The sequence below is a fragment of the Amycolatopsis sp. NPDC003865 genome, from assembly GCF_053605345.1.
This window is the reverse complement of the sequence record NZ_JBSGJA010000002.1, coordinates 449,001-475,936: the sequence shown is the minus strand read 5'-3', so window position 1 is coordinate 475,936 and position 26,936 is coordinate 449,001. Positions and strand designations below refer to the sequence as shown.

General features: G+C 69.9%; 28 protein-coding genes and 1 tRNA gene. 10 read left to right on the top strand and 19 right to left on the bottom strand.

Annotated elements, in window-relative coordinates; translation table 11 throughout:
- Position 1: 1 nt before the first annotated feature.
- The 6 genes from dnaJ to ACWEVP_RS07130 form a co-directional block, all read right to left on the bottom strand.
- Positions 2–1,177 carry a molecular chaperone DnaJ gene (gene dnaJ, locus ACWEVP_RS07155; RefSeq protein ID WP_452061711.1) on the bottom strand — a complete coding sequence of 392 codons (1,176 nt, stop codon included), beginning with the start codon at positions 1,175–1,177 and terminating at the stop codon, positions 2–4.
- Positions 1,178–1,207: 30 nt separating this feature from the next.
- Entirely contained in the window at positions 1,208–1,915 is a 708-nt protein-coding gene (gene grpE / locus ACWEVP_RS07150; RefSeq protein WP_452061710.1) for a nucleotide exchange factor GrpE, read from the bottom strand.
- Complete coding sequence (gene dnaK / locus ACWEVP_RS07145; RefSeq protein ID WP_452061709.1) at positions 1,912–3,783, bottom strand: molecular chaperone DnaK; 1,872 nt, start codon at positions 3,781–3,783, stop codon at positions 1,912–1,914. Before dnaK ends, grpE begins: the two co-directional genes overlap by 4 nt.
- Positions 3,784–3,962: 179 nt before the next feature.
- Entirely contained in the window at positions 3,963–5,405 is a 1,443-nt protein-coding gene (locus ACWEVP_RS07140; RefSeq protein ID WP_452061708.1) for an alpha/beta hydrolase, read from the bottom strand.
- A 67-nt stretch (positions 5,406–5,472) separates the two neighbouring features.
- Positions 5,473–5,706 carry a hypothetical protein gene (locus tag ACWEVP_RS07135; RefSeq protein ID WP_452061707.1) on the bottom strand — a complete coding sequence of 78 codons (234 nt, stop codon included), beginning with the start codon at positions 5,704–5,706 and terminating at the stop codon, positions 5,473–5,475.
- A 28-nt stretch (positions 5,707–5,734) separates the two neighbouring features.
- A complete protein-coding gene (locus ACWEVP_RS07130) occupies positions 5,735–6,505 on the bottom strand; it encodes a DUF4097 family beta strand repeat-containing protein (protein ID WP_452061706.1) in 771 nt (256 codons plus the stop codon).
- Between the two features lie 169 nt (positions 6,506–6,674).
- Between ACWEVP_RS07130 and ACWEVP_RS07125 the strand changes: the two genes are divergently transcribed.
- From ACWEVP_RS07125 to ACWEVP_RS07115, 3 genes are all read left to right on the top strand, one after another.
- Entirely contained in the window at positions 6,675–7,208 is a 534-nt protein-coding gene (locus ACWEVP_RS07125) for a YbhB/YbcL family Raf kinase inhibitor-like protein (RefSeq protein ID WP_452061705.1), read from the top strand.
- A gap of 83 nt (positions 7,209–7,291) precedes the next feature.
- Positions 7,292–8,137, top strand: coding sequence for a helix-turn-helix domain-containing protein (locus ACWEVP_RS07120; protein ID WP_452061704.1), 846 nt, complete (start codon positions 7,292–7,294; stop codon positions 8,135–8,137).
- Position 8,138: 1 nt separating this feature from the next.
- A complete protein-coding gene (locus tag ACWEVP_RS07115) occupies positions 8,139–8,309 on the top strand; it encodes a DUF397 domain-containing protein (RefSeq protein WP_452061703.1) in 171 nt (56 codons plus the stop codon).
- On the opposite strand, the gene ACWEVP_RS07110 is transcribed toward ACWEVP_RS07115, so the two are convergent.
- Genes ACWEVP_RS07110 through ACWEVP_RS07095 form a run of 4 tightly spaced genes read right to left on the bottom strand, consistent with a single transcriptional unit; the run spans position 8,287 to position 10,107 of the window.
- On the bottom strand, positions 8,287–8,721 hold the full coding sequence (locus ACWEVP_RS07110; protein WP_452061702.1) for a GNAT family N-acetyltransferase: 435 nt from the start codon (positions 8,719–8,721) through the stop codon (positions 8,287–8,289). The genes ACWEVP_RS07115 and ACWEVP_RS07110 overlap by 23 nt on opposite strands.
- Positions 8,722–8,748: 27 nt before the next feature.
- A complete protein-coding gene (cynS, locus tag ACWEVP_RS07105) occupies positions 8,749–9,195 on the bottom strand; it encodes a cyanase (protein ID WP_452061701.1) in 447 nt (148 codons plus the stop codon).
- Between the two features lie 25 nt (positions 9,196–9,220).
- Positions 9,221–9,781 carry a TetR/AcrR family transcriptional regulator gene (locus ACWEVP_RS07100; protein ID WP_372667386.1) on the bottom strand — a complete coding sequence of 187 codons (561 nt, stop codon included), beginning with the start codon at positions 9,779–9,781 and terminating at the stop codon, positions 9,221–9,223.
- Complete coding sequence (locus tag ACWEVP_RS07095; RefSeq protein ID WP_452061700.1) at positions 9,778–10,107, bottom strand: DMT family transporter; 330 nt, start codon at positions 10,105–10,107, stop codon at positions 9,778–9,780. Before ACWEVP_RS07095 ends, ACWEVP_RS07100 begins: the two co-directional genes overlap by 4 nt.
- A 152-nt stretch (positions 10,108–10,259) precedes the next feature.
- On the opposite strand from ACWEVP_RS07095, the gene ACWEVP_RS07090 reads away from it, so the two are divergent.
- The 3 genes from ACWEVP_RS07090 (at position 10,260) to ACWEVP_RS07080 (ending at position 14,199) form a co-directional block, all read left to right on the top strand.
- Entirely contained in the window at positions 10,260–12,473 is a 2,214-nt protein-coding gene (locus ACWEVP_RS07090) for a (Fe-S)-binding protein (protein WP_452061699.1), read from the top strand.
- Between the two features lie 239 nt (positions 12,474–12,712).
- On the top strand, positions 12,713–13,171 hold the full coding sequence (locus tag ACWEVP_RS07085) for a DUF742 domain-containing protein (protein WP_452061698.1): 459 nt from the start codon (positions 12,713–12,715) through the stop codon (positions 13,169–13,171).
- 17 nt (positions 13,172–13,188) lie between these two features.
- On the top strand, positions 13,189–14,199 hold the full coding sequence (locus ACWEVP_RS07080) for a cation diffusion facilitator family transporter (protein WP_452061697.1): 1,011 nt from the start codon (positions 13,189–13,191) through the stop codon (positions 14,197–14,199).
- A gap of 1 nt (position 14,200) precedes the next feature.
- Here ACWEVP_RS07080 and ACWEVP_RS07075 read toward each other — a convergent pair whose 3' ends face one another.
- The 3 genes from ACWEVP_RS07075 to ACWEVP_RS07065 all read right to left on the bottom strand — a co-directional run bounded on the left by ACWEVP_RS07075 (position 14,201) and on the right by ACWEVP_RS07065 (position 20,035).
- The gene (locus ACWEVP_RS07075; RefSeq protein ID WP_452061696.1) at positions 14,201–14,890 is read right to left on the bottom strand and encodes a CAP domain-containing protein; all 690 of its coding nucleotides are present in this window, start codon (positions 14,888–14,890) and stop codon (positions 14,201–14,203) included.
- 155 nt (positions 14,891–15,045) lie between these two features.
- A complete protein-coding gene (locus tag ACWEVP_RS07070) occupies positions 15,046–19,449 on the bottom strand; it encodes a DUF7507 domain-containing protein (RefSeq protein WP_452061695.1) in 4,404 nt (1,467 codons plus the stop codon).
- A 115-nt stretch (positions 19,450–19,564) separates the two neighbouring features.
- Entirely contained in the window at positions 19,565–20,035 is a 471-nt protein-coding gene (locus ACWEVP_RS07065) for a MarR family winged helix-turn-helix transcriptional regulator (RefSeq protein ID WP_452061694.1), read from the bottom strand.
- A 73-nt stretch (positions 20,036–20,108) separates the two neighbouring features.
- Between ACWEVP_RS07065 and ACWEVP_RS07060 the strand changes: the two genes are divergently transcribed.
- Positions 20,109–21,305: an FAD-dependent oxidoreductase gene (locus tag ACWEVP_RS07060; RefSeq protein ID WP_452061693.1), complete on the top strand. Its 1,197-nt coding sequence runs from the start codon at positions 20,109–20,111 to the stop codon at positions 21,303–21,305.
- Here the strand turns inward: ACWEVP_RS07060 and dcd are convergent.
- Both dcd and ACWEVP_RS07050 read right to left on the bottom strand, forming a co-directional pair.
- Positions 21,302–21,883 carry a dCTP deaminase gene (dcd, locus tag ACWEVP_RS07055; RefSeq protein ID WP_086671086.1) on the bottom strand — a complete coding sequence of 194 codons (582 nt, stop codon included), beginning with the start codon at positions 21,881–21,883 and terminating at the stop codon, positions 21,302–21,304. The two genes, ACWEVP_RS07060 and dcd, sit on opposite strands and share 4 nt — an antisense overlap.
- Before the next feature lie 22 nt (positions 21,884–21,905).
- Complete coding sequence (locus ACWEVP_RS07050) at positions 21,906–23,099, bottom strand: oxygenase MpaB family protein (RefSeq protein ID WP_452061692.1); 1,194 nt, start codon at positions 23,097–23,099, stop codon at positions 21,906–21,908.
- 110 nt (positions 23,100–23,209) lie between these two features.
- Here ACWEVP_RS07050 and ACWEVP_RS07045 point away from each other — a divergent pair.
- A tRNA-Gly gene (locus tag ACWEVP_RS07045) sits at positions 23,210–23,280 on the top strand.
- On the opposite strand, the gene ACWEVP_RS07040 is transcribed toward ACWEVP_RS07045, so the two are convergent.
- From ACWEVP_RS07040 to ACWEVP_RS07030, 3 genes are all read right to left on the bottom strand, one after another.
- Positions 23,272–24,498 (bottom strand): RNA polymerase sigma factor, encoded by a 1,227-nt coding sequence (locus ACWEVP_RS07040; protein ID WP_452061691.1) that lies wholly within the window; start codon positions 24,496–24,498, stop codon positions 23,272–23,274. The two genes, ACWEVP_RS07045 and ACWEVP_RS07040, sit on opposite strands and share 9 nt — an antisense overlap.
- Complete coding sequence (locus ACWEVP_RS07035) at positions 24,495–24,845, bottom strand: YciI family protein (protein ID WP_452061690.1); 351 nt, start codon at positions 24,843–24,845, stop codon at positions 24,495–24,497. Before ACWEVP_RS07035 ends, ACWEVP_RS07040 begins: the two co-directional genes overlap by 4 nt.
- A 98-nt stretch (positions 24,846–24,943) precedes the next feature.
- On the bottom strand, positions 24,944–25,594 hold the full coding sequence (locus ACWEVP_RS07030; protein WP_452061689.1) for a hypothetical protein: 651 nt from the start codon (positions 25,592–25,594) through the stop codon (positions 24,944–24,946).
- Positions 25,595–25,680: 86 nt separating this feature from the next.
- Here ACWEVP_RS07030 and ACWEVP_RS07025 point away from each other — a divergent pair, with 86 nt between their 5' ends.
- Together ACWEVP_RS07025 and ACWEVP_RS07020 are read left to right on the top strand one after the other, a co-directional pair.
- Positions 25,681–26,058 (top strand): nitroreductase family deazaflavin-dependent oxidoreductase, encoded by a 378-nt coding sequence (locus ACWEVP_RS07025; RefSeq protein ID WP_452061688.1) that lies wholly within the window; start codon positions 25,681–25,683, stop codon positions 26,056–26,058.
- A gap of 8 nt (positions 26,059–26,066) precedes the next feature.
- Positions 26,067–26,603, top strand: a complete 537-nt coding sequence (locus ACWEVP_RS07020; protein ID WP_452061687.1) for a GNAT family N-acetyltransferase — start codon at positions 26,067–26,069, stop codon at positions 26,601–26,603.
- On the opposite strand, the gene ACWEVP_RS07015 is transcribed toward ACWEVP_RS07020, so the two are convergent.
- Complete coding sequence (locus tag ACWEVP_RS07015; protein ID WP_452061686.1) at positions 26,593–26,919, bottom strand: MmcQ/YjbR family DNA-binding protein; 327 nt, start codon at positions 26,917–26,919, stop codon at positions 26,593–26,595. The two genes, ACWEVP_RS07020 and ACWEVP_RS07015, sit on opposite strands and share 11 nt — an antisense overlap.
- Between the last annotated feature and the right edge of the window lie 17 nt (positions 26,920–26,936).

The following is a 26,936-nucleotide window of genomic DNA, read 5'->3' as shown; positions in this document are numbered from 1 at the left end:
CTCACCTGCCTTCGAGCAGCTCAGTGATCTCGGGCCGGGGGTCGTGCCCGGCCATCGCCTCGGCGTACGCCTGCAGTGCCTCGCGCGCCTTGTCGTCCAGTTTGGCGGGAATCGCCGCCTGGAGGGTGACGAGAAGGTCACCTTGCGAACCGTCGCGCTTGGCGATGCCCTTGCCGCGCACGCGCAGCACCCGCCCGCTCGCGGTGCCCGGCGGCACCTTGAGCGAGACCTTCGCGTCCAGCGTCGGCACCGTGATCGTGGTGCCGAGCGTCAGCTCGGTGAAGTCCACCGGCACGGTGAGCGTCAGGTCGAGCGACTTCGGCTTGCGGCCGAACAGCGCGTGCGGAGCCACGTGCACCCGGACGTACAGGTCACCCGCCTGCGCGCCGCCCCGGCCCGGCTCACCCTGGCCGGCCAGCCGGATCCGCTGGTCGTCGTCGACGCCCGGCGGGATCCGGACGGTCAGCGTGCGGGTCCGCGTGCTGACTCCTTCGCCGCCGCACTCCGGGCACGGGTCGTCGATGATCGTCCCGCGGCCGCGGCAGTCGCGGCACGGCTCGGAGAAGGCGAACGCGCCCTGGCTGCGGCTGACCAGCCCCGACCCGGAACAGGTCGGGCAGGTCCGCGGCGATGTGCCCGGCTTCGCGCCGTTGCCGCCGCACGTCGAACAGGTCGCCGGGCTCGACAGCCGCAGCGGCAGGGTCGCGCCCTTGACCGCCTCGACGAAGTCGATCCGCACGTCCGTCTCGACGTCGGCCCCGCGCTGCGGCCGGTTGGCCGTCGCGCCCGCCGTCGTCCGGCCCCGGCCGAACAGCCCGCCGAGGATGTCGCCGAGCCCGCCGAAGCCGCCCTGCTGGCCGGCCCCGGCCTGGCCGAAGATGTCGCCCATGTCGAAGCCGCCGGTGCCGCCGCCACCGGGGAAGTTGAACCCACCCCCGCCGCCGAACAGGCGCCGCGCCTCGTCGTACTCCTTGCGCTTGCTCGCGTCGGAGAGCACGCCATAGGCCTCGGAAACCGCCTTGAACTTCTGCTCCGCCTGCGCGTTGCCGGCGTTCGCGTCCGGGTGGTTCTCCTTGGCCAGCTTGCGGTAGGCCTTCTTGATCTCGTCCGCCGTGGCGTCGGAGGAGACGCCCAGCTCACGGTAGAAGTCCTTACCGATCCATTCCCGTGCGCTCATCGGGCGTCTCCTCCTCCCACTTGGTGTCTCTTACTGGTGCTGGTCATCGAGTCCGCCGTCGAGTGGCAGCTCGCCACCGACGGACGGGTCCACCGGGGCCGCGCCGGGCTCGTGGTCGGTCACGCCGACCAGCGCCGCCCGCAGTACGCGGTCCCCGAACCGATAGCCGCGGCGCATGACCACGGTGACCGTCGGGCCCGCCACGTCCGGCGAGGTGTTGTGCTGCACGGCCTCGTGCACGCTCGGGTCGAAGGCCTCGCCCTCGGCGCCGAACGACTCGAGCCCCGCGCGCTGCAGGCCGCTGATCAGCTTGTCGCCGACCGCCTTGAACGCGCCGGTGAGGTCACCGTGCTGCTCGGCCCGCTCGAGGTCGTCGAGCAGCGGCAGCAGGTCGTTCACCACGGTCGCCTTCGCGCCGAGCACGACCGCTTCGCGGTCACGCTCCACACGCTTGCGGTAGTTGGCGTACTCCGCCTGCAGGCGCTGGAGGTCGGCGGTGCGCTCGGCCAGCTCCTTCTCGACGTCGGAGACGACCGTCACCGAATCGTCCACAATGGACTCGCCAAGCGACGGGCCCGCGTGCTCCACGGGCGCGTCCTCCGGCTCCGGCGCGGCGTGGGCCGGACCGGGCGGGCGAACCTGCCCGGTCTGGGGGTCCACCCGCCGCCGATCCCGCACGACCACCGGCTCCTCGGGGCCGCGGCCCTGGTTCTCGGATTCGTCGTAGCTGTGGGTCACTTCTTCTCGTCCTCTTCGACGATCTCGGCGTCCACCACGTCATCGGCCTTGGCCTGGCCGCCGGCCGCACCGGCGTCCCCGGCCGCACCCGCACCAGCAGCGCCCTCGGCGCCCGGCTGAGCGGCGTTCGCGTTGGCGTACAGGGCGGTGCCCAGCTCCTGCGAAGCGGCGTTCAGCTTCTCGATCGACTCGCGGATCTTCGCCGAGTCGGTGCCCTTGAGGGCCTCGTTCGACTCGTCGATCGCCGACTTGACCTTGCCCTTGAGCTCCTCGGGCAGCTTGTCGTCGTTGTCCTTGAGGAACTTCTCGGTCTGGTAGACGAGCGTCTCGGCCTGGTTGCGCGTCTCGGCCTCTTCGCGGCGGGCCTTGTCCTCCTCGGCGTGCGCCTCGGCGTCCTTGACCATGCGCTCGATGTCGTCCTTCGGCAGCGCGGAGCCACCGGTGATCGTCATCGACTGCTCCTTGTTCGTGCCCAGGTCCTTCGCGGTCACGTGCACGATGCCGTTGGCGTCGATGTCGAAGGTGACCTCGATCTGCGGCACGCCACGCGGGGCGGGCGGGAGACCGGTCAGCTCGAACATGCCGAGCTTCTTGTTGTGCGCGGCGATCTCGCGCTCACCCTGGAACACCTGGATCTGCACCGACGGCTGGTTGTCGTCCGCGGTGGAGAAGATCTCCGAGCGCTTGGTCGGGATCGTGGTGTTGCGCTCGATGAGCTTGGTGAAGACGCCACCCTTGGTCTCGATGCCCAGCGACAGCGGGGTCACGTCCAGCAGCAGGACGTCCTTGACCTCGCCCTTCAGGACACCGGCCTGCAGCGCCGCGCCGACCGCGACGACCTCGTCCGGGTTCACGCCCTTGTTCGGCTCGCGGCCGCCGGTCAGCTCCTTGACCAGCTCGGCGACGGCCGGCATGCGGGTGGAACCACCGACGAGCACGACGTGGTCGATGTCGCCGACGGAGATGCCCGCGTCCCGGATGACGTTGTTGAACGGCGCCTTGGTGCGGTCGAGCAGGTCCGAGGTGATCTTCTGGAACTCGGCGCGCGAGAGGGTCTCGTCGAGGAACAGCGGGTTCTTGTCCGCGTCCACGGTGATGTACGGCAGGTTGATGCTGGCCGAGTTCGAGCTGGACAGCTCGATCTTGGCCTTCTCCGCCGCCTCGCGGATGCGCTGCAGCGCCATCTTGTCCTTGGTCAGGTCGATGCCGTTCGTCGCCTTGAACTTGTCGACCAGCCACTTGACGATGCGCTCGTCCCAGTCGTCACCACCGAGGTGGTTGTCACCGGAGGTCGCGCGGACCTCGACGACGCCCTCGCCGATCTCCAGCAGCGAGACGTCGAAGGTGCCACCACCGAGGTCGAAGACCAGGATGGTCTGCTCCTTCTCGCCCTTGTCCAGGCCGTACGCCAGCGCGGCGGCGGTCGGCTCGTTGACGATGCGGAGCACGTTCAGGCCGGCGATCTGCCCGGCCTCCTTGGTGGCCTGCCGCTGCGCGTCCTCGAAGTACGCCGGGACGGTGATCACCGCGTCGGTGATGGTCTCGCCCAGGTACGCCTCGGCGTCGCGCTTGAGCTTCATCAGCACCCGGGCGCTGATCTCCTGCGACGTGTAGTTCTTGCCGTCGATCTCGGTCTTCCAGTCGGTGCCGATGTGCCGCTTCACGGACCGGATCGTCCGGTCGACGTTCGTCACGGCCTGGTTCTTCGCCGGCTGACCGGTCAGCACTTCGCCGTTCTTGGCGAAGGCGACGATCGACGGGGTGGTACGGGAGCCTTCCGAGTTGGCGATGACCGTCGGCTCGCCGCCCTCAAGGACGGCGACGACCGAGTTGGTCGTGCCGAGGTCGATGCCGACCGCTCGCGCCATGGTGCTTTCCTCCTGTGTAAGCCTGCTATGTTCGTGACCTGCACGTTCGCCGCCGCCTTGAGCGGGACCTTGGCAAGTTTACTGGGGCCTTCGTGCCGGTCGTCAAGTCGGACTTGAGTCGACTGCACTCAACCTTCGTACCCGGTCCAACGAGGCACTCCCCGTCGTTGTTCCCGGGTTCACCGGCAGAGTTGGCGATGACCGCGTGTGAGCCCGCTCACCAGGTAGTTCACCTCGGCCTCCCGGGCGCACGCGGAGTTGAACAGCCCCGTGTGGCCGTCGTCGGCGCGGGTGAGCAGGGCCGCGCCGTCGATGCTCGCCGCCAGGCCGCGAGCCCAGGACAGTGGCGTCGCCGGGTCGTGGGCGCCTCCCACGACCAAGATCGGCGGGGCACCGCGGACCGGGTGGGGCTGGGGCGGGTTCTTCGCCGGGACCGGCCAGCCGGTGCAGCCGCTGGTGAAGTCCCAGAACTCCGAGTACCGCCAGCTGTGCGGCGCCACCGCGCGAAGCAGCCCGGCCATGACACCCAGGTCCGCCGGCCCGGTGAACGGCGACGGGAAGTCGTGGCAGCCGATCGCCCGGTACGCCCCGTAGATCGGGGAGAGGAACTGGTTCCGCTCGGTCAGCCCGCGAGCGTCCGGGAACTCGCCGCCGGCCGCGGCCAGCGCCTTGCCCAGCGCCGGCCACTCGTCACGGAGGTAGAGGTGGTTGTAGACGCCCGCCGAGATTTCGTCGGCCGTCGCCGGCCGGCCCAGGTCACCCGCCCACACCGCGCCGCGGCCCGCCCGGGCCACGATGTCGTCGTAGAAACGCAGGACATCCTGGCCGTGCAGGGCGCAATCGGCCGAGACCCGGCACCAGCCCGCGAACCGGACCAGCGCGTCTTCGGTCGCCGCGGCCTCCTCGAGGATCGCCTGGCGCAGCGGGCGGGCGTGGTCGACGGCGCCGTCCAGCACCATCGCGCGCACCCGGTCCGGGTGCTTCGACGCGTAGACCGCACCCAGTTCCGTGCCGTACGACAGACCCAGCCACGAGATCTTGGCTTCGCCGAGCGCCGCGCGGATCGTTTCGATGTCTTCGGCCGCGCTCTGCGTGTCCGCGTTCGCCAGCAACGGCCCGGTACGCGCCAGGCAGTCCTCGCCCGCCACGCGGTTGTGCGCGACCAGCGCGTCGAAACCCGCTTGAGAAGCGGGGAACCGGTCCAGTGCCGGGTCGAACAGCCTCCCGGGGTCGCACGTGATGCGCGGCGTGCTGAACCAGTCGCCGCGCGGGTCGAATCCCACGACGTCGAATCGCTGCCGCAGCCGCGCGAGGTCCGGCGAGGCCAGGCCGCCGAACTGCACGAACCCGACGCCGGAGCCGCCCGGCCCGCCCGGGTTCACCAGCAGCGAACCGAGCCGGCGGGACGGATCGGCCGCCGGCAGCCGCGCCAGCGCGAGCCGCGCCGAACCCAGCTCCGGTCGCGAACGGTCGATCGGCACGTCGACCGTCGCGCATTCCGCTGTCGGCTCTTGCTGTGTCGCGCACGGCCGCCAGGTCGGCGAAGACGCCGAAGCGACCGCGGGTACGACCCCCATGACCACGACCGCCGCGACGAGCGCGACGACCCGGCGCACATCCATGTTCCTGTTCCTCCCCCTGCACGCCGGCCTTCGGCGTGCTCCCTTCCTAACAGCGACCCCCGACAGTTCAGGAGCGGCGGCCGGTCCAGGAGGTCAGGAAGAAATCGGGATTTCCTTGCCGCACAACGACTTCTGCCGGGGTGCCGACCCAAGAAGTCACTCGATAGTGGGAATCCGCGGCGACCGGCACCCCCTGCGCCGGCGCCGCGGTCTCCTCCCCGCGCGCGAACCCCACGACGCCGAACATCGCGACGGCCCCCAGCAGCGCGGCCGCCAGCACGCGCTGTTCGATCTTGCCCATGGTGAAAATGCCCCCGTAGTAAGGAAAGTCAGGCCGCGCGGACCGTGACGCTGCCGCTTTCGGTCGTGAGGTCGAGTGTGTTGGGCGCGGAGCCGTCGGTCGGGACGTCGATGTTCCGGCGCCCGCTGTCGCTGTCGCCGACGACGCGGTACGGCCCGCCCGGCACCTCGACGTCGACGCTGCCGCTGTCGGCCTTGATCTTGACGTTGTTCGCCTGCACCAACGTGAAGTCGACGCTGCCGCTCGACGACGTCACGTCGACCGGGCCCCGCACGCCTTCGGCCTTGATGCTGCCCGAATCGGCGTGCACCTGGACCTCGCCGACGTCCGACAGGTCGATCCCGCCGCTCTGCAGCCGCAGCTTCACCAGGCCCGGCACGTCTTCGACGCGCGCGTGCCCGGAGTCCGACTGGACGTCCACGCTCGCCACCCCGGCGACGTCCAGGGCGCCCGAGTCCAGCCGGCCGGTGACCGGCACCCCCGCGGGCACGACCACCTCGAAGTCGACCGAGCAGTTGGTCCCGCAGTCGGTGAGCACGAGCTGGTCGCCGTCGACGCGGTAGAAGGTGTCGCCCGGCTTGCCGCGCCAGTGGTAGTTGACTTTTTCGCGCACCGTCGACGGTCCCGTGCCGGTGCGGATCTTCACCGAGCCCGAGTCGCCTTCCAGCTTCACGCTGCGGATGGTCTCCGAAAGGGTCTTGCTGTTCTCGAAGTCCGATCCCCAGCCCCAGCCGAACGCGGTCGCCAGGCCGACGCCGATCAGGACGATGCCACCCAGAGCCAGAAGCGGGCGCGCCATGGTCGTTCCCCTCAGTTGTTTCCTCTGCGTGAGGAACGTTATGGCCGGGTGAGGGGCGCGCACATGGGGGTAACCCCCCGAAAGAACCCTGAGATCCGTCCCTGACACGCGGGGGCGGGTCGAGGGGCCTAACCTGGCGCCAGGCTCAGTTCCGTGATCAGGAGGATCCATGCCGCAAGCACCCGGCCCGTACGAATCCCTGCCCGACGTGCCGTCCTTCACCCTCCGCAGCAACGACGTCGCCGACGGCGAAACCCTCGCCACGCCCCACCTCTCCGGCATCTTCGGCGCCGGCGGCGAGGACCGGTCGCCGCAGCTGGCCTGGGAAGGCTTCCCGGCGGAGACGAAGAGCTTCGCGGTGACGTGCTACGACCCGGACGCCCCGACCGGCAGCGGCTTCTGGCACTGGGCGGTGTTCAACATCCCCGCGTCGGTGACGGAGCTGGCCGCCGGCGCGGGCGACGGGTCGGGCCTGCCGGAAGGCGCGGTGACGCTGAAGGGAGACGGCGGAGTCAAGCAGTTCCTCGGCGCCGCGCCCCCGCCCGGGCACGGCCCGCACCGCTACTACTTCGCGGTGCACGCGCTGGACGTCGACAAGCTGGACGTCCCGGAGGACGCGACCCCGGCGTTCCTGGGCTTCAACATGTTCGGGCACACGCTCGCCCGCGCGGTGATCACGCCGGTGTACGAGAACAAGGGCTGAAGCTGGGGACGGGCCCGGCGCTGTTGCGGATCGGCAACGGTGCCGGGCCCGTTTTTGTCGGTGGCCGATGACACACTGCGGTCATGTCACCACCGATAGCGACGCCCCGGTCGAGAGCGCTGGGGTTCGGGTTGCGGAAGACGCGCCAAGAGCGCGGGTTCGGGCTGCGTCAGCTGGCCAGGGCGACTGGCGTGCACCCCGCGGAACTGTCCAATTGGGAGCTGGGGCTGCGGGTGCCCAAGGTCGAGGAGGTCGCGCTCCTGCTCGGGCAGCTGCGGGTGGACGTGGCCGTACGGGAGCGGCTGTTCGAGCTGGCCGAGCACGCCCGCGAGCCGAACTGGCTGGAGTCGACGATGCCGGGCGCACCGGCCGATGTGTCGGCCTATGTCGAATACGAGCGCACGGCGAGCGCGATGCTCAGCTGGGAGCCGAACCTGGTGCCCGGCCTGCTGCAGACCCGCGAGTACGTGCGCCGGATCGTGACCGAACCCGGCCGCGGCCCGGACGAGATCGACCGGCGGACCGAGATCCGGCTCGCGCGGCAGAAGCGGCTTCGGGGGCACAACCCGCTGCAGTACAACGTGCTGATCGGGGAGGCCGCCCTCCGGCCGGGGCTCGGCGGCCCGGCGGTGATGGCCGAGCAGCTGCGGCGGTTGCTCTTCGAGGCGGACCGCCCGAACATCGGCCTGCGGATCGTGCCCGCGACCGAGTTCGGCCACCCCGGCCTGCACGGCTCCTTTACCATCCTGGAGTTCTTCGGCCTGCCTCCGATCGTCTTCTTGGAGCAGTACCGGGCCAGCGCCTACCTCTACGATGATGATCAGATCGCGGCTTACCGGGCGGCCGCCAAGACCCTCGCCTCCCTCGCACTGAGCGAGCCCGACTCGGCGCGGTACCTCCGGGAGGTGATCGCCGAACTGGAGGCCTGACGTGCGCTGGCGGAAGTCGACTTACAGCGGCGCCAACGAAAACTGCGTGGAGGTCGCGCTCGCCCAGGTGGTGCGGATCCGTGACACCAAGGACCGCCCGGGCGGAACGCTCGAAATCTCCACCCGATCGTGGGACGCCTTCCTGAAGCTCAGCGCAGCGACTCCGCGTTGACGCCCTCGCGCTCCAGGTAGCGGCCCTTGGTGTGCTCACCGAAGCCGAACTGCCGGTACAGCCCGTGCGCGTCGGCGGTGTGCAGCATCCAGCGGAACCCGGCACCGGGCCCGTTGTCGATCATCTCGCGCACGATCTCCTTGCCGAGACCAGTACCCCGCGCGGAGTCGACGACGAACACGTCGGCCAGGTATGCCGAAGACACCCCGTCCGAGAACGCCCGGGCGAAACCGACCTGCTCGCCTGAGCGGTACGCGCCGACGACCCGCCACGACCCGTCGATCGCGGCCTCGACCTGCGCGCGCGTGCGCCAGCGACCCCAATAGGCCTCGGTCGACAGGAACTTCCACACCACGTCGAGGTCCAGCCGCGCCCGGTCGTCGTCAAGCTCGTAGTCACCGAAGATCCGCATGCCCGGACGCTAGCCCGGACCGCTCGCTCAGCCCCACTGATATTTGAGGAACTTCCCGTCCATGGTGACGACGACGCGCTCGCCTCCCGGGTCTTCGCGCCGCGAGACGTCGAGCTTGAAGTTGATCGCGCTCATGATCCCGTCGCCGAACTGCTCGTGGACGAGCTCCTTGATCGTCGGCCCGTAGACCTGCAGGACCTCGTAGAAGCGGTAGATCGTCGGATCGGTGGGGACCACGTTCTCGAGGGCGCCGCGCGTGGGCTGCAGCCGCAACGCGGCTTCGGCGTCGGCGTCCAGCTCCAGGACCTGCGCGGCCTTCGCGGCCAGTTCGGCCGGCACGGGGTGCTGGCCGAGCAGCGCGGACGTCGTCCACGCGAGCGGGGCGTCGAGGGTCTCGGCGAGCTGGGCCCAGCTGAGCCCGAGGCGCGTCTTGGCGGCGAGGACGGCTTCGGCGGCTTCCTGCTTCGTCGTCATGCGCCGACGCTAGAGCCGGGGTGTTTCAGCGAGGTTTCAGCAGGTAGTCGACAACCGGGCGAAGCTCGTCCGCGGACGGCGGCTCGTCGTCGATCAGGCCCTGGATGAGCAGCCCGTCGATGCCCGCGAGGAACACCCGGAACGCCACTTCGTCGTCGTGGCGGACCATCGACGTCAGGACGTCCAGCCAGCGCCGCGCGGCCGGCCGCAGCTCCGGCTTGCGCGCGGCCAGGAGGTACAGCTCGTACTCGGCCATCGTCCGCCCGCGCCGCGGCCCCAGCGCCTCCGCCAGCAGGCCCGCGACCTCTTCAGCGCCACGACTACCCCGGGAACGAGCCCGGTCGATCATCCAGTAGACCTCGGTCGCCATGTCGCGGGCGCACGAGATGAGCGTCGCCACGAGCAGGTCGTCCAGCGAGGAGAAGTGGTAGGTCGTGGACGTCGTCGGCACGCCGGCCTCGGCGGCGACCGTCCGGTGGGTGACGCCCGCGACGCCGTCGCGCTCGATCACCCGCAGCGTCGCCTCGATGATCTCCGCACGCCGCTTGTCGCCGCGTGCCTTCCGGCCGTCGACCTGCAGTTTCACGTCGAAGCACTCCCGATCTCGATGAGCACGACACCGCCGATGACCAGGGCCAGCCCGGCGATCATCGCCGCGTTGATCGGCTCCTTCAAGAACACCACCCCGACGATCGCCACCAGTGCGACGCCGGCCGCGGCCCAGATCGCGTACACGACCCCGACCGCCAGCCCCATCTTCAGGACCCGCGCGAGCACGAGGAACGCGACGGCGTACCCGAGCACGACGATGATCGACGGCCCGAGCTTGGAGAAGCCTTGGGAGAGCTTCAGCGAGATCGTCGCGGAGACCTCGGCGGCGATCGCCAGCGCGAGCAGAAGGTACGCACCCATAGGGTGAAAAGTACCTGAACGATCGTCCCAAAACAAAGAGCGACGTACACCACATCGGTGGGACTTAGGGCCACTCAACGGGTTACTCATCAGTAAGGACGGTTAGTCTCCCGGCACCACCACGTTTTTTCCGGACGAAAGGCACCCGAACGATGGGCGCTCTGCAACTGACGCTCGGCGGGCTCTCCGTCGTGCTCGGCCTCGTCGCCTGGGGCATGTTCGCCGCGACGATCGCCCGTTTCGTGCGGGTGATCCGCCTCGGGCAGCCCGACTCGACGCGCAACGGGCCCTTCATGCCGCGCATGAAGACGCTGATCAAGGAGTTCGCCGCGCACACGCGGATGAACCGCAAGCGCAGCGTGGGCCCGGCCCACTGGCTCGTCATGTGGGGCTTCCTGCTCGGCTCACTCGCCCTGTTCGAGGCCTACGGCGAGGTCTTCGTCCCGACGTGGGGCTGGCCGATCCTCGACGACTTCCCGCCGTTCCAGCTGCTCATGGAGCTGCTCGGGCTCGGCACGATCGTCGGCATCCTGGTGCTGATGGCGATCCGCCAGCGCAACCACCCGCGTCGCGCCGACCGCCAGTCGCGCTTCGCCGGGTCCAACTTCAAGTGGGCGTACTTCATCGAGGCCGTCGTCCTGATCGAGGGCATCGGCATCATCGGCGTCCGCGCCGCGAAGGCCGCGCTCGGCGCGCACGAGACGCCGACCTGGGCCGCCTTCGTCTCGAACCCGATCGGCGAGCTGCTGCCGGCCAGCCCGAACTTGGTCACGGTCTTCGCGTTCGTCAAGCTGATGAGCGCCACGGTCTGGCTGATCGTCGTCGCGCGGACGATGACCATGGGCATCGCGTGGCACCGCTTCAGCGCGTTCTTCAACATCTACTTCAAGCGCGAGGCCGACGGCGGCGTCGCCCTCGGCGCGCTCAAGCCGATGATGAGCGGCGGCAAGGTCCTCGACCTCGAGGAAGCCGACCCCGACGAGGACACCTTCGGCGTCGGCAAGATCGAGGACTTCAGCTGGAAGGGCTGGCTGGACTTCTCGACGTGCACCGAGTGCGGCCGCTGCCAGGAGCAGTGCCCCGCGTGGAACACGGGCAAGCCGCTGTCGCCGAAGCTGGTCATCACGCAGCTGCGTGACCACGCCTACGCGAAGGCGCCATACCTGATGGCCGGCGGCAAGCGCGACATGGCCGGCGACGAGATCGGCCTGTCCGGCGACAACATGTACGCCGGGATCGACGTCCTCGCGATCGCCGAGTCGCAGAAGGCCCTGATCGGCGATGACGGCGGCGTCATCGACCCCGACGTCCTGTGGTCCTGCACCAGCTGCGGCGCCTGCGTCGAGCAGTGCCCGGTCGACATCGAGCACGTCGACCACATCGTCGACATGCGCCGCTACCAGGTGATGATCGAGTCGTCGTTCCCCAGCGAGCTGAACGGCATGTTCAAGAACCTGGAGAACAAGGGCAACCCGTGGGGCCAGAACGCCAAGGACCGGCTGGCCTGGACCGAGGACCTCGACTTCGAGGTGCCGGTGTTCGACGGCGACCTCGGCGACACCGAATACCTGTTCTGGGTCGGCTGCGCGGGCGCGTTCGAGGACCGCGCGAAGAAGACGACCCGCGCGGTCGCGGAGCTGCTGCACATGGCGGGCGTCAAGTACACCGTGCTCGGCTCGGAGGAGTCCTGCACCGGTGACCCGGCCCGCCGCGCCGGCAACGAGTTCCTGTTCCAGATGCTGGCGCAGCAGAACGTCGAGATCCTGAACTCGGTGTTCGAGGGACGTGAGCGCAAGGCCCGCAAGGTCGTCGTGACCTGCGCGCACTGCTTCAACACCCTCGCCAACGAGTACCCGGAGCTGGGCGGCCAGTTCGACGTCGTGCACCACACGCAGCTGCTGAACCGCCTGGTTCGCGAGAAGCAGCTGGTGCCGGTGGCGCCGGTCGCCGAGGACGTCACCTACCACGACCCGTGCTACCTCGGCCGCCACAACAAGGTGTACGAGGCGCCGCGCGAGCTGGTCGGCGCGACGGGCGCGCAGCTGCGCGAGATGCCGCGGCACGGCGACAAGTCGATGTGCTGCGGCGCCGGCGGCGCGCGGATGTGGATGGAAGAGAAGATCGGCAAGCGGATCAACGTCGAGCGCGTCGACGAGGCGCTGGGCACCGCGCCGTCGAAGATCGCGACCGGCTGCCCGTTCTGCAAGGTGATGCTGAACGACGGTCTCACGGCCCGCCAGGCCGACGGCAGCGCGAGCGAGAAGGTCGAGATCGTCGACGTCGCGCAGATGCTGCTCGAAGCGGTCAAGCGCAAGCCGGAGCCGAAGCCGATCGCCCTCGGAGCGCCGTCGCTCGCGCAGGAGTGACGGACGTCGCGAACACGCACGGCCCCGGTCGGGACTTCCCGGCCGGGGCCGTTTCTCATTCCGTGATACGCGGAAATCGATTACGCGAATAACGTTCACAATATTCACCGCAATGGCCCATCAGGCCAGAAACAAACCTTGGCCAAAAGCCCCTCCACCGGGCGTAAGCTGGGCTTTCCTCGCCGCCACCGCTGCCAGCGAGGCCACTTCGACGATCACGGAATCAGGGGGCAGCGCGGATGGGCGAGGACCTGCGGACCACGGCAACCGGGTTCGGGGAAACCACCGGCCGGCACGCCCTCCGCGAGATCCCGGCCGTCGGCGAGTACCGGATGGAGCCCTCCGGCCAGCTTCCCACGCAGCGGACGCTCGTCCGTCCGTACGTCCTGACGCGCGGCCGCACGCAGTCGCGGCGGCACCTGGCGATCGAAGCCCTCGTCTCGACCCGGGCCGGCGCGCCCTGGAGCGGCACCCGGCTGACCGGCGAGTTCCGCTCGGTGCGGTCGCTGTGCCTGCACCCGCGCTCGGTCGCCGAGGTCGCGGCCCGGCTCAGCGTGCCGCTCGGCGTCGCCCGCGTGCTGCTCGACGACATGGCCGAGCAGGGGCTGATCACCATCCACGACACGCGCGTGAACACCGAAGGCCGTCCGGCGGTGGCGCTGATGGAACGCGTGCTGCACGGCCTGCGCCGCCTCTGACCATTACGCTCACCAGGGTGACCGAGGAAGAAAACGGGAGCTCCGGCGGCGAAAGCACGTTGACCGTCCTGCTCGCGGGCGGCGTGAACCTGGCGATCGCCGTCATGAAGCTGATCGCGGGCATCATCACCGGCTCCGGCGCGATGCTCTCCGAAGCCGCGCACTCGGTGGCCGACACGTTCACCGAAGTCCTGCTGCTGACGGCGTTGAAACGTTCCGACCGCCCCGCCGATCGCGTACACCCCTTCGGCTACGGCAAGGAGCGCTACTTCTGGTCGCTGTTGGCCGCCGTGTCGATCTTCGCGTCGGGCTCGATGTTCGCGCTCTACGAAGGCGTCTCGACGCTCTTCGGCCACGGCGAGGCGCAGAGCACGTCGATCCTCAGCTACCTCGTGCTGGCGGGAGCCTTCCTGCTCGAAGGCACGTCGTGGGTGCAGGCGGTGCGCCAGACCCGCCGGGATTCGCGGGCCGAGAACCGGTCGTTCTGGGCGTACCTGCGGCTGATCGACGACCCGGCGCCGAAGACCGTCCTGTTCGAGGACTCCGCCGCCCTGATCGGCCTGGTGGTGGCGTTCGCCGGCATCGGGCTGCACCAGCTCACCGGGTCGGAGGTGTGGGACGGCATCGCGTCGATCGTCATCGGCGTGCTGCTCGCCTGCGTCGCCTACCTGCTCGGGCGGACGAACCGCGGCCTGCTCATCGGCCGCCAAGCCAACCCCGAGATCGTCCGCGGCGTCCGCGACCACCTCTCGTCCGCGCCCGAGATCGAGGCGGTCGTCGACCTGCAGACGATGCTGATGGGCACCGACCAGGTCCTCGTCTGCACCCGCGTCGACTTCGACGACTCGCTCAGCGCCGGCGACCTCGAGCGCACGTGCGTCCGGCTCGCGAGCGAGCTGACCGAGTCGTTCCACGACGTCACCGAGGTGTTCATCGAACCGGTGCCGCGGACGGATCCGGAGCTGCGCGCGACCGTGCTGGCCCGCTACGGCGAGATCGCGGAACGCTGGAGCAACCCGAGCCAGTAGCTCAGTACCCGAAGTCCTGGACCCAGTAGTTACCCGCCTTCGTGAACCCGACACCGATCTTGGTGAGCGAGCAGTTCAGGATGTTCGCGCGGTGGCCCTCGGAGTTCATCCACGCGTCCATGACCTGAGCCGGGGACGTCTGCCCCTTCGCGATGTTCTCCGCGCCCGGCTTCGAGTAGCCGGCGATCTTGATGCGCTGGTCGAACGTCACGCCTTCGGGGTTGGTGTGGGAGAAGAAGTCGCGGGCCGACATGTCGTCGCTGTAGTCCTGGGCGGCCTTGGTGAGGTGCGACTCCTCGGTCAGCGGCTTGCAGCCCGCCTGCGCGCGCTCGTCGTTGACCAGGGAGACGACCTGCGCGGCGGTCGACGGCGCGACGCGGGCCACGGCCTTGGTGGTCGGCGGTGGGGCGGCCGCGGAGGTGGTCGGCGGGGTCGTCGTGGTCTCGGTCGGTGCCGGTGCCTCGCTGGACGCCGTCGTCGGCGCGGGCGCCTCGGTCGAGGCCTGCCGGGGCGCGGGGGCTTTGCCGCCCGCGAGGTCGGTTCCGCTGCCGCTGCCGGCGCCGGCCGGCGCGTCGGGCAGCACCAGCGCCGCGGCGCCGAGCTCGGCGGTGTTTCCTTCGGCGGTCGCCATCCAGGTGCCTGTCGCGGCGGAAAAGACGCCGAGCAGCACACTGAGTGACACCATCACCACGCGACCACGTTCACCAATGGGGGACACGGCGCGAGAACGTATCACGGAACGATTACAGCGAGAACCCTACGAACGCACTGGTCACATTCCCCGGTCCGAGCATTCGACGACCGACACGATTTTCGCGGCAATCGGACGCTCCGGCGTTACTCCGTTCAGCCGCTTCGCACGACGAAGGTGGCGTCGCCGGACGCCGTCACCGGACGTCCGGTCGGGTCTTGGCCGGTCACAGTCGCCTTGCCCGTGAAGCCCTGTTTCCCCGCGATCGTCGTGCAGGTGTAGGTGATTTCGGCGTCCACGGCCAGGCTCGCTGCGGTATGCGCGCACGACGCCGTGTGGTCGTCCACGACGGACACGGCGGTGAGCGGGACGTCGCCGGTGTTCTTGACCAGGATCGAGAACGTGACCTTCGCGCCTTCGCGGACTTCGTACGGCGTCGCGTCCTTCATCAAGGCGATCTCCGGGTGGACGACGTCGACTTTCGCTTCCGCCGTCGATTGCACGGAGCGATTGGCCGGGTCCATTCCGGTTACTTCGACGGTATCCGGGAAGTCGTCGGCGGGTGCTTTTCGGGTGCAGGTGTAGATCCGCTTTTCCCCGGCCGCCAGAGTGCCGATTTCTTTCGCGCACGGTTCGTCGTCCCGCGCGGACACGCTGGTCAGCGGGACGTCACCGGTGTTCGAGACGGTGATCGTGAACGTGACGTCGTCGCCCGCGCGGACCTGTGCCGGCTTCGCTTCTTGCGTGACCTTCACGGCCGGGTGGATGACGTCGATCCCGTCGCCGTCCTCGGCGGTGACGGGCGGGCCGATCGGAGCGGTAGCCGTGGCCTTCGCGGTGCTCACGACGTCGTCCTGCGGTGCGGTCGTGGCGCAGTCGTACTTCTGCGCCTGCTTGGCTTCGAGGCGGTCGAAGGTCTTCGCGCACGGGTCGGCCTTGACGTTCGTCAGGGGGACATCGCCGGTGTTCGTGACGGTGATCGTGCGGGGCACGGTGTCGCCCTGGTGGAACGGGCCGCCGTGGATCTCCTGCGTGACGCTCAGCGCGGGGTGGATGACGGTGTAGGCCGCGTCGCCGGTGGCGTTGACCTCGCGGTTCGTCGGATCGGTGCCTTTCGCGGTGGCGGAGCTCACGAAATTGTCGGTGCCGGCGTTTACCGTGCAGGAGTGGTGCTGGGAAGCGCCGGGAGGGAGGGTGCCGATGGTCTGAGCGCACGCCGGTGTGCGACTGTCCGCAATGGACACGTCGGTCAAGGGGACGTCGCCGGTGTTCGTGACGACGAGGGTGAACGTGACGGTGTCGCCTGGCCGGACCTGTGCGGGCGTCGCGTCGTTCGTGATGGTGATCGCCGGGTGGATGACATGGACCGGTTGCCCGGCGGTGGCGGTCACGGGACGGTTCGTGGCGTCGGTACCGGTGACTTGCGCGACGGCGGTGAAGTCGGCTTCGCCTGCGGTCTGCGTGCAGCTGTAGTTCTGCGTGGCTTGCGGTTCGAGTGAACCCAGGGATTTGGCGCATGCCGGTGCGCCCGGGTCGGCCACGGAGACGTCGTGCAGCACGCTGTCGCCGGTGTTGGTGACGGTGATCGCCGAGGTGACGGTGTCGCCGGGGCGCACGGTCTTCGGATCCGTGGACCGGGTGATCGCGACGGCCGGGTGGATCACGTCGATGGCGGCGGTGCCTTCCGCCGTGACCGGCGGGCCGACCGGTGCGGTGGCGGTGACCTGGATCTTGGCGGTGACGTCGTCGGCCGGGGCGGTGAGGGTGCAGCTGTAGGTCGTGCCGGCGCCTGGCTCGACGGCGCCGTCGAGGACCTGGGCGCACCCCGTGGCTCGCGCCTGCGGTCCGGTGGCTCGTGGGACGGCCGGCGCCGGTGTCGGCGAGTCCGTGACCCGCAAACCGGTCAGGGGCACGTCACCCGCGTTGCGCACCGTGATGCGCAGCGGCACCGCGTCGCCTTCGCGGAAGGGCCCGCCCGTCACCTGCGCGGTGATCGCCACGGCCGGGTGCTGCACGGCGAACGCGGCTTCCGCGCTCGCCGTCACCGGACGGGCGGTCGGGTCGAGACCCGTCACCGTCGGCTTGCTGGTGACGCCGGTCGCGCCCGCACGCGTTGTGCACGTGTACGTCTGCTTGCCCTGGGGCGGCAGCGTTCCGAGCGGCTTCGCGCATCCCGCGACCTGGTCGTCCGTGACCGTCACGCCGGTCAGCGGCACGTCGCCGGTGTTCGACGCGGTGATCGTCCACGTGACCGTGTCGCCTTCGCGGACGGCCGCGGGCGAAGCCTGCGCGGCGAGCGCCACCGCCGGGTGGATCACGTCGACCACGGCGTCGTCGGTGACCTTCACCGTGCGGCCGAGCGGGTCCTTCCCCGACGCGGCCGCCGTGTTGGTGAAGTCGTCCGCCGGGGCCGGCGCGGTGCAGGTGTACTTCTGCTTGGCCGGTGGCGGCAGCGCGCCAATCGCCTTGGCGCACGCCGGGGTGCGGTCGTCGGTGACGGCGACGCCGGTCAGCGGTGCGTCGCCGGCGTTGGCGACCGTGATCGTGAAGGTGACCGGGTCGCCGGGGCGCACGACGGCCGGGGACGCGTCCTTCGCGAGCGTCAGGGCCGGCGTGATCACCGTGACGGTCGCCGACGCGGTGGCGGCCACCGTCCGTCCCGACAGGTCGGTGCCGGTGGCGGTGACCTGCGACGTCGTCGTCGTGGACGGGTTGGCCGTGCACGTGTACGTCTGCGTCGCGCCCGGAGCCAGGGCGTCGAGCGTGCGCGAACACGACGTCGTCGTGTCGTCGGTGACCCGCACCGGTGCGAGTGGGCTGTCGCCGGTGTTCTTGACCGCGACGGTGAACGTCACGGCGTCGCCCGCGTGGATCACCGGCGGGTCGGCGGTCTTGGTGACCTCGACGGCGGGCGCGATCGTCGGCGCGGGGGCGTCCGCGGTGGCCGTGACCTGCTTGCCGAGGTCGTCGGTGGCGGTCGCGGTCGCGGTGTTGACGCCGTCGGCGATCGGGGTCTTGGCCGTGCACGTCGTCGTGCGGCTCTCGCCTGGCACGAGAGCCCCGGCGAGGGCGCACGCCGGCGCCTTCGGGTCGGTGACCCGCAGGTCGGCAAGCCCGGTGTCGCCGGTGTTCGTGACCTTGATCGTGAAGGTCGCGGTGTCGCCGGCGCGGTAGGCGGGCTTGTCGGCGGTCTTCGTCATGCCCAGAGCCGGGTGCACGACGTCGACGGCCGCGGTCGCGGCGCCGTCGAGCGCGTCGCCGAGGGCGCTCGTGCCGGTCGCCTTCACGGTGTTCGTGAAGTCGTCGGCCGAGGCCGGGCCGGTGCAGTCGTAGGTGGCCGTCTGGTGCGGGGCGAGCGTGCCGAGTGCCTTGGCGCAGGCGGGAACGGCCTCGTCGACGGCTTGCACCCCGGTCGCCGGGACGCTGCCCGGATTGGTCACGGCGACGGCGAACGTCACCGGCTCGCCGGCGTGCGCCTTCGGCCGGGCCGGGCGCACGGCGACGTGGAGTTCGGGCACCGGCACGGAAAACGCCAGGTTCTGCGCGAGGTAGGTGTCGCCGCTGGTGACGAACCCGAATTCGGCGCTCGTCGCGCCGGCGGGGATGGTGTCGACGTCGAACGACTTGGCGTCCACGCTGAAGTTGTTCTTCACTCCCGGAGCGGCGGCGTTGTCGGCGTTGGAAATGAAGAAGTTCGACGTCCCGCCGGTCGCGGGCTCGGCGGCCGGGGTGCCGTCGACCAGGAACTGGTCGCCGGAGCCACCCCAGTCGCCGTCGTAGGCGGTGACGCCGATGTGCGCGTCGGCGGCCGCCGCGCGGAAGCCGGTGATCGTCGTTTCGGTGGGGGCGTCGGCGGTCTGGCGGACGTGCCCGTCGTCGACGACGACCTTGCGCTTGTCGGGTGCGAAGTCCGGATTGCGTTCCGGGTACGCGTAGACCAGGACGAGCGACCAGCCGCCGGCGCAGTCGAAACCGCGGGGAGCCCAGACGTTGCCGACGGTCACGTCGAGCGGGGCACCCGTCGGCGCGCCCGCGAACCGGCTGGTCACGTCGGCGTGCGCGGAGTAGTACGGGCCGTCTTCGGCGAACGCCGACGGTGCGACGTCGACGGGCTTCGCGCTGCCCACCGAAAGCCGGACGTTCTGCGTCGCCGGGTTGCCGGGCGGCGGGATCGCCGGGACTCCCTCGCGGGAGCCGCACGTCGTGCCGGTCGTGTTGCCCGCCCAGTTCAACCGGGCGAAGACGATCCGGGCGCCGGGCGGGACGCGGACGGACGCGCTCGCCGAATCGAACGTGCCGGGGTCGGCGTCGACGTCCGCCCACTGCATGAAGAAGTCGTCGTTGGCCAGGGTGTCCTTGCGGTCCGCGGTGTTCGCGCACGCCGTTGGCGTGTCGATCGCGCCGGAGGTCGGTGCGTGGTCGGCGGCGAGCGGGCAGCGCAGGACGCCGTTGCCCGCGTACAGGAAGTCGCCGTAGACGACGTCGTCGTAGCCCGCCGCGAACGGTGGGGCGCCCGCCGCGCCGGCCGACGGCGTAAGCGCCGAGACCGAAATGATCATTGCCAGAACGAGAACCAAGCGGAGCGGCCTATTCGGCAACCGCATTCCTCGCTACCTCCGGGGCCGGGACGACCTTTCGGAGCCTGGCACGAAAGAGGGGTTTACGCGCCAGTTCTCACCCGTCCGTGGCGCCGGTCAGCTTCGCCGTGGACTCGTGGGTGATCTCCGTGGCCGCCTCGACGAAGCCGATCACCGTGCGGAGCTCGTCGTCGGCGTAGCGGTCGCACAGCTCGTGCATGCGCTTGACCAGGTGGTCCCACAGGTGCACGCCGCCGGCGATGGCTTGCTCGTCCAGCTCGATGAGGACGCGGCGGCGGTCGTCCGGGTGCGGGCGGCGGCCGACGATGCCCTTGCGCTCCAGCCGGTCGATCATCGCGGTCACCGAGGCCGGTGCCAGGCCCGACAGCCGCGCCAGGTCCTTCGGCGTCTGCGGCCCGAACCGGGCGAGGTAGTCCAGGACCTTGGTGTCGACCGCCGACAGCCCGCGCGTCTCGGCGATTGCGGTGTGGAACATGACCGTCTCGGTCGACAGCTCCCGCGACCTGAACAGGACTTCTTCGACCAGCTGCGCTCGCTCGCTTGACACGGCCCTCAGCTTAGCCCACTCTTTAGTTCGACAGAACGAATTAGTTTCTAAGAGATTCGATGGGACGAACGAGATGACCAAGGCGCTGATCATCGGGGGCGGCATCGCGGGCACGATCACGGCGATCGCCCTGCACGAAGCCGGGCACGAACCGGTGCTGTTCGAGGCGTACGACCGGGGCGCGGAAGGCGTCGGCGCGTTTCTCACGCTGGCGGTGAACGGCCTGGACGCGTTGCTGCCGCTGGGACTCAAGGACGTCGTCAAGAGCGCGGGCTTCGACTCGCCTCGCATGGCGATCGGGCTCGGCAACGGCACCCGGCTGGCCGAATTCCCCTTGGGCGGCACCCTGCCGGACGGCACGGTGAGCCAGACCGTCCTGCGCTCCGACCTCTACGTCGCGTTGCGGGACGAGGCCGCCCGGCGCGGGATCCACGCCGAGTACGGCAACCGCCTGATCGGCGCGAGCCAGACGTCCGGCCAGGTCAGAGCCGAGTTCTCGGACGGCTCGCACGCCACCGGCGACCTGCTGATCGGCGCCGACGGGCTCCGGTCGCGCGTCCGCACGATCATCGACCCGGACGCGCCGGCGCCGCGGTACGTGCCGCTGCTCAACACCGGCGGGTTCGCCGAAGGCCTTTCCCTGCCGGACGAACCGGGTGTGCTGAACATGGTGTTCGGCAAGCGGGTGTTCTTCTGCCACGTCGTCAGCCCGCGGGACGGCCGCGTCTGGTGGTTCGCGAACCCTGCCCGCAAGTCCGAGCCCACCGCGTCCGAACTGGCGACGCTCGCCGGCGAGAAGCTGCGCGCCGAGCTGCTGCACCTGGTGGCGCCCGACCGGACGCCGGCCGCGGAGATCATCCGCGCGACCCGCGAGGTCTACCCGGCGTGGCCGACGTTCGACTTCCCGACGGTCCCGGTCTGGCACCGCGGCCGCATGGTGATCATCGGCGACGCGGCGCACGCGACGTCACCGGCGGCGGGCCAGGGCGCGTCGATGGCCATCGAAGACGCCGTCACGCTGGGCAAATGCCTGCGCGACGTGCCGGACGTCGAGCAAGCGCTCGCCACCTACGAGGGTCTGCGGCGCGAACGCGTCGAAGCCGTGGTCGCGGCGGGCAAGCGCAACGGCGAGCAGAAGGTGATCGGCCCGGTCGGGCGCGTCGTCCGCGACTTCTTCATCAAGCGGGCGTTCTCGAAGCCGTTCGACGAGGACCCGAACGCCTTCATGTGGAACCACCACATCGACTGGAACGAGAAGATCGCGGCTTAGCGCCAGGTGTCGACGCGGTGGAAGTTCTTGTACGCCCGGCTCGGGGTCGGGCCGCGCTGCCCCTGGTAGCGGGACCCGGCCTCACTCGAGCCGTACGGGAACTCCGCCGAGCTGGAGAGCCGGAAGATGCAGAGCTGCCCGATCTTCATGCCCGGCCAGAGCGTGATCGGCAGGTTGGCGACGTTCGACAGCTCGAGCGTGATGTGCCCGGAGAAGCCGGGGTCGATGAAGCCGGCGGTCGAGTGCGTCAGCAGCCCGAGGCGCCCGAGCGACGACTTGCCCTCGAGGCGGCCGGCGAGGTCGTCGGCCAGGGTGACGAGCTCGAACGTCGAGCCGAGGACGAATTCGCCCGGGTGCAGCACGAAGGGTTCGTCGCCCTCCTTCTCGACGAGCGAGGTCAGCTCGTCCTGCTGCAGCTGCGGGTCGATGTGGGTGTACTTGCTGTTGTCGAAGACCCGGAAGAACCGGTCGAGCCGGACGTCGATGCTCGACGGCTGGACCATGCCGGCATCGAAGGGGTCGATGCCGAGCCGGCCGGCGTCGAGCTCTTTGCGGAGGTCACGGTCACTGAGCAGCACGGCCGAAGCCTATCCGGTGGAGTCAGGCGACCCGCATGTGCTGCGCGTAGGAGGTGTCGGGCGCGAAGATCTTCTCGAGCCGCTTCACGTACCCGCGGCGTCCGGCCTCGCCGATCCGCTCCTGCAGCGCGGTGGCACCGGGGATGAACCGCCGCACGGTCTCGGCGGCGAAGTTGACGCCGGCGACGGCGACGATCGCGGCCTGCGCGACCGGGTCGTTCGGCAGCCCGAGGAAGTCGGCGTTGGTCTTCCCGAGCACGAGCCTGCTGATCGACGAGTGCACGGCGACGGAGACGTGGGAGAGCACTTTGCCGACGGCGCCGCGTCCCTCACCGACGGCGGCGTTGGCCTCGATCAGCGCCTTGGCGAGCCGCTTCGAGTCGTCGTCCGGGATGAACTCGGTGGCGGCGAGCAGCCAGAGCAGGCGCCAGGCGTCCTCTTCCGAGGTGGGGAGCAGCTCGTCGTCGACGCCCATGAGCCAGCCGATGTACCGCCAGAGGTGCAGGATGTCGCCGCGCTCGCGGGCGGAGTAGCGCAGGCCGAGCAGCTGCGTGCCGAAGACGTAGACGAGGGAGAAGAGCAGCAGGGTCCCGGCGGTCTGGACCTGGTTGACGGGCCGGTCCCAGGCGGCGTAGTCCCAGTCGTCCCGCCGGTTCATGGCGGCGCGCACGTGGGCGTGCACGAGCCGGATCCGCAGGGCGGAGGCATAGCCCTTCTCGCCGTGCTTGAGGGCGCCGGGCGTGGTGACGTCGATCCACCAGGTGGCGGTCTCGACGAGCCGCCGCGTGGCCTGGTATTCGATCTCCCCGGTCCCGACCAGCGATTTCGTGGCGCGCGAGGCGAGGTAGCCACCCATCAGCGACATGTCACCGAGCGGGAACAGACCGAGCAGCCCGGCCCGGGTGATGGCTTTGGCCCCGCGTTCCAGCCGCTCGTCGTCGACCCAGTAGGGCTTGGCGTCGACCTCGTCGAAGAAGTCCTTGAGCGGCCCTTCAACGGTGGCGCCGTTCTTCAGCGCCTCTTCGAAGAGCCGCCGCCCTTCGCCTTTGGGCTGCCGCGCCATCCACGCGACGACGTCGTCGGCACGCCGGTCCTGGACCTGCGCGAACTCCCGGATGCGGGCGACCTGCCGCTCGTCACCCCGGATGTCCCCCTCGATGAACAGCCGCTGGGCCAGCCGGAACCCACCTTCCCGGAACAGCTCGGGCTCATCCATGGCACTCACCTCCGAGGTCGACAACAAGTGTTGTCACTTGAAGCGGAGGAGTCAAGGAGGGAGGGGTCTGGACATGGGGATCACGGCGCCGTGTATGCTGACGACGCACTGCGGATGTAGTTCAATGGTAGAACATCAGCTTCCCAAGCTGAATACGCGGGTTCGATTCCCGTCATCCGCTCTCACCGAAACCCCGGGCATTTCGCCCGGGGTTTTCTTTTTGTATCCGGGCGCGCAAATGCGTCGCGTGCGCGGCGGGCAAACCGGTTTCCACCGCGCGTTTCAACGCCTCGGCGGCCGCCGCCCAACCCAGGCGGTGCAACAATTCCGCCCGAGTCGCGTGCCACCACGGGTAGTCGTCCAATCCCACAAGAGAGTCCACCAAAGCCAGCCCCGCCGCGGGTCCGTCCCTTTCCGCTACCGCCGCCGCGCGGTTCAAGCGCACCACCGCCGTGTCCTGGATCGACAACAACACGTCGTACCAGGAAATCACCGCGTCCCAGTTCGTCTCCGGGTACGACGGCGCCAGGTCGTGGCAGGCCGCGATCGCCGCTTGGACCACGTACGCGTTCGGCGTCGACGGCGTCCGGCGCAAGCCCGTTCCCACCAGCTCGACGCCCTCTTTGATCAGCTCGAAGTCCCACGCCGAACGGTCCTGGTCGGCCAGCAGCACCGGCACGCCGTCGGAGAACCGGGCCGCGCGGCGGGCGTCCTGCAGCAGCACCAGCGCCAGCAACCCCAGCGCCGTCGGCTCGTCCGGCATCAGCGACGCCAGCAACCGGGCCAAGCGAACACCCTCGGCCAGCAGGGATTCGCGGCCCGTGTAGCCCTCGTTGAAGATCAGGTACACCGTCGACGCCACGCCGGCCAGCCGCGAAGGCAGCTCTTCGGCGGAAGGCACCCGGTAAGGGATCCGAGCCTGGGCGATCTTTTGCTTCGCCCGCGTCAGGCGCTTCGCCATCGTCGCCTCGGGGACCAGCAGCGCGCGGGCCACCTCCAGCGTCGACAAACCGCCCAATGTCCGGAGCGCCAAAGCCACCTGCGCGTCCAGCGACAACGCCGGGTGGCAGCACGTGAACACCAGCCGCAGCAGGTCGTCGCGGACGGCAACCGGGTCCGGGGACGGGTCGACGGCCGGCATCGCGACCGCCTCCTTCCCGAGCCGCTTCGCTTCGCGGCGGACGACGTCGACCGCGCGGCGGCGGGCCGCCACCAGCAACCAGCCACGCGGGTTGTCCGGGACGCCGTCGCGCGGCCACGTCTCCAGCGCGCGCACGACGGCGTCCTGGACCGCGTCCTCGGCCAGGTCGACGCTGCCGGTGACGCGGACCAGCGTGGCCAGCACCCGGGTGCCCTCGTCCCGGACCAGCCGCGCGACCGCGTCCCCGGCGCGGGTCACTTGCCGAAGTCGACGACCGGCCGGACCTCGATCGCGCCGTCCCAGGCTCCCGGGATGCGCGAAGCGACCTTGACGGCTTCGTCGAGGTCGGCGCACTCGATCAGGTAGAAGCCGGTGAGGGCTTCCTTCGTCTCGGCGTACGGGCCGTCGCTGGTGACGAGGTCGCCGCCCTTGCCGCCGGTGACGCGGACCGTCGTCGCGGTCGCCGTCGGGTACAGCGCCGCGCCGCCGCGGATCACCGCCGCCGCGCCCGCGCCGAACTCGTCGTAGTCCTTCAGCATGTCCGCGGCCTCGGGCGTGGTCGGGTCGATGTCGGTGGCGTAGATGATCGCGGCGTACTTCGGCATGGCTGCTCCTCACAGGCTCCCGGCCGGCGTCGGTCGCCGGCTCTCACTGTAAGGACGAACGGCGCGGGCGTCCCCGGGACAACCGCGGCGGAAAAACTTCAGCCCTCGACGAGCTCCCACTCGGAGTCCGGGGTCGCGCGGTCGTACACCTGGCCGGGCGCGGCCTTCAGCACCGTGCGAACGTCCGGGTACAGGCCCGCGACGTGCTCCAGCTCCAGCCCCTCGACCTCGAAGTCCTCCGCCTCGGGGACCTCGAAACCGACGAACAGCCACGTGCCGTCCTGCTCGCGGACCACCTGGCGGACCGCGCGGACCGGCTGCTGCGGGCCCGTCGGGATCTCCGTCAGGCCCGTGCTGATCTGGGCCTCGTCGTCCGGCGAACCTTCGAACTCCCACGCCGCGCGGCGCTGGGTCAGCAGGCGGATGTCCTCGTCCTCGTCGTCGGAACCCGTCACCGACGACAGCAGCCACGTGCGGCGCTCGGGGTCCCAGTCGGCGGCCATGCCCGTGGGCAGACCGGCGAGAGCGGTCAGCTGCGGCAGCAGCTCGACGGCTTCGCGCAGCGACATCTTCCGGAAGCTTTCGCGGTTGACCAGCACGTCATCGGACAGCTCGGTGCCGTCGCTGATGAACCAGTCGTCCTCGTCGTCCAATACGACGAAGCCCAGCGCGTCCGGGTCGTTCACCAGGGCCAGCGCGATGATGACCGGCCCTTCCGGGTCCTGGCGCAGCGGCCATTCGGTCGACATGCGCCATATCCCACCATCGGGCGATCCGGCCGCCTGAGCCGGGGTCACCGCTCGATTAATTCATCAAGCGTTGATATTATCGGGTCATGGTGCTGCCCAAGGGACTCGCCCGCTTCAACCGCGTGGTGACCAACCGGATCAACAAGTACTTCGTCAACTGGGCGCCGGGCTTCGGCCTGCTCGTCCACAAAGGACGGAAGTCCGGCAAGGAGTACCGCACGCCGCTGAACGTCTTCCGCAGCGCCGACGGCTTCGTCGTCGCCCTCACCTACGGTCCCGACACCGACTGGGTGAAGAACGTGCTGGCCGCGGAGAGTTGCACCCTCATCACCCAGCGGAAAAATTACCGCGTGCATTCGCCGGAACTTGTGCATGATGAGTCGCGCCAGGCGATGCCGGTGCCCGTGCGCCAGTTCCTCGGCCTGCTGAACGTCCACGACTTCCTGCTGCTGAAGCGGGACTAGGGGGAGAAATGCTGCTCGAGGGGGAGCTCGTCCGGCTGCGCGCGCTCGAACCGGAGGACGCCGAGCGGATCCACGGGTTCGTGACCGACCCGGAGGTCGGCCGCTGGATGGAAAACGGCCACCCGCTCTCGCTCGCCCAGGTGCGCAAGCGCTGTGAAGAGCGCGCGGTCAACACGTACGACAAGGTCGTCCTCGGCATCGAGGCCAAGGCCGAGCGGAAGCTCATCGGCGTCATCGACCTGCGCGACGCCGAGCCCGAGGTCGGCGAGGCCTACCTGGACGTCTACATCGGCGACGCCGAGTACCGCCGGGGCGGCGGCTACGGCACCGAGGCGCTGCGCCTGATGTGCCGCTACGGCTTCAACAACATGCGCCTGCACCAGATCACGCTCTGGGTCGTCGCCGAGAACGAGGTCGCCCGGCACGTCTACCGGAAGGTCGGGTTCGTCGAAGAGGGCCGCCACCGCGAGTCGTTCGTCGGCCTCGACGGGCAGCGCCACGACATGATCCTGATGAGCATGCTCAAGGGCGAACTCACCTGGTGAGCCGGGCCGGCGCCCTCCGCCGCCACGCCTCTTCGAGCAGCTCGCGCAGCTGATCGACGTCCACGCGCTCGAGGTCGACGATGATCGAGCCGTGGCCGTCGTAGTGCGGCGTCGTGAAGAAGGCCGCGTCGCCGGACTCCAGCAACGCGGCCTTCTCGTCGAGCCCGCACAGCACGACCAGGCCGCCCTCGGCCTCGGTGCGCAGCCGCGCGAACCCCTTGCCCGCGACCTTCAGCGCGGGCGTGCGGTACCAGGTCGACGCCTCGACCTCGGGCAGATCCGAGGCCAGGCGTACGACGTCTTCCCAGGTCGTCATGGGTTCATTGTCGACCC

What these genes read in the sequence shown, in the direction of transcription:
- ACWEVP_RS07070 (WP_452061695.1), bottom strand. Translation starts at nt 19,449, where the DNA reads ATGATCATTTCGGTCTCGGCGCTTACGCCGTCGGCCGGCGCGGCGGGC.
- ACWEVP_RS07035 (WP_452061690.1), bottom strand. Translation starts at nt 24,845, where the DNA reads ATGCCGAAGTACGCCGCGATCATCTACGCCACCGACATCGACCCGACC.
- dnaK (WP_452061709.1), bottom strand. Translation starts at nt 3,783, where the DNA reads ATGGCGCGAGCGGTCGGCATCGACCTCGGCACGACCAACTCGGTCGTC.
- ACWEVP_RS07140 (WP_452061708.1), bottom strand. Translation starts at nt 5,405, where the DNA reads ATGGATGTGCGCCGGGTCGTCGCGCTCGTCGCGGCGGTCGTGGTCATG.
- ACWEVP_RS07025 (WP_452061688.1), top strand. Translation starts at nt 25,681, where the DNA reads ATGGTGCTGCCCAAGGGACTCGCCCGCTTCAACCGCGTGGTGACCAAC.
- ACWEVP_RS07110 (WP_452061702.1), bottom strand. Translation starts at nt 8,721, where the DNA reads ATGCGGATCTTCGGTGACTACGAGCTTGACGACGACCGGGCGCGGCTG.
- ACWEVP_RS07060 (WP_452061693.1), top strand. Translation starts at nt 20,109, where the DNA reads ATGACCAAGGCGCTGATCATCGGGGGCGGCATCGCGGGCACGATCACG.
- ACWEVP_RS07125 (WP_452061705.1), top strand. Translation starts at nt 6,675, where the DNA reads ATGCCGCAAGCACCCGGCCCGTACGAATCCCTGCCCGACGTGCCGTCC.
- ACWEVP_RS07015 (WP_452061686.1), bottom strand. Translation starts at nt 26,919, where the DNA reads ATGACGACCTGGGAAGACGTCGTACGCCTGGCCTCGGATCTGCCCGAG.
- ACWEVP_RS07085 (WP_452061698.1), top strand. Translation starts at nt 12,713, where the DNA reads ATGGGCGAGGACCTGCGGACCACGGCAACCGGGTTCGGGGAAACCACC.
- ACWEVP_RS07030 (WP_452061689.1), bottom strand. Translation starts at nt 25,594, where the DNA reads ATGTCGACCGAATGGCCGCTGCGCCAGGACCCGGAAGGGCCGGTCATC.
- dnaJ (WP_452061711.1), bottom strand. Translation starts at nt 1,177, where the DNA reads ATGAGCGCACGGGAATGGATCGGTAAGGACTTCTACCGTGAGCTGGGC.
- ACWEVP_RS07130 (WP_452061706.1), bottom strand. Translation starts at nt 6,505, where the DNA reads ATGGCGCGCCCGCTTCTGGCTCTGGGTGGCATCGTCCTGATCGGCGTC.
- ACWEVP_RS07090 (WP_452061699.1), top strand. Translation starts at nt 10,260, where the DNA reads ATGGGCGCTCTGCAACTGACGCTCGGCGGGCTCTCCGTCGTGCTCGGC.
- ACWEVP_RS07120 (WP_452061704.1), top strand. Translation starts at nt 7,292, where the DNA reads ATGTCACCACCGATAGCGACGCCCCGGTCGAGAGCGCTGGGGTTCGGG.
- ACWEVP_RS07095 (WP_452061700.1), bottom strand. Translation starts at nt 10,107, where the DNA reads ATGGGTGCGTACCTTCTGCTCGCGCTGGCGATCGCCGCCGAGGTCTCC.
- ACWEVP_RS07020 (WP_452061687.1), top strand. Translation starts at nt 26,067, where the DNA reads ATGCTGCTCGAGGGGGAGCTCGTCCGGCTGCGCGCGCTCGAACCGGAG.
- ACWEVP_RS07135 (WP_452061707.1), bottom strand. Translation starts at nt 5,706, where the DNA reads ATGGGCAAGATCGAACAGCGCGTGCTGGCGGCCGCGCTGCTGGGGGCC.
- cynS (WP_452061701.1), bottom strand. Translation starts at nt 9,195, where the DNA reads ATGACGACGAAGCAGGAAGCCGCCGAAGCCGTCCTCGCCGCCAAGACG.
- ACWEVP_RS07050 (WP_452061692.1), bottom strand. Translation starts at nt 23,099, where the DNA reads ATGGATGAGCCCGAGCTGTTCCGGGAAGGTGGGTTCCGGCTGGCCCAG.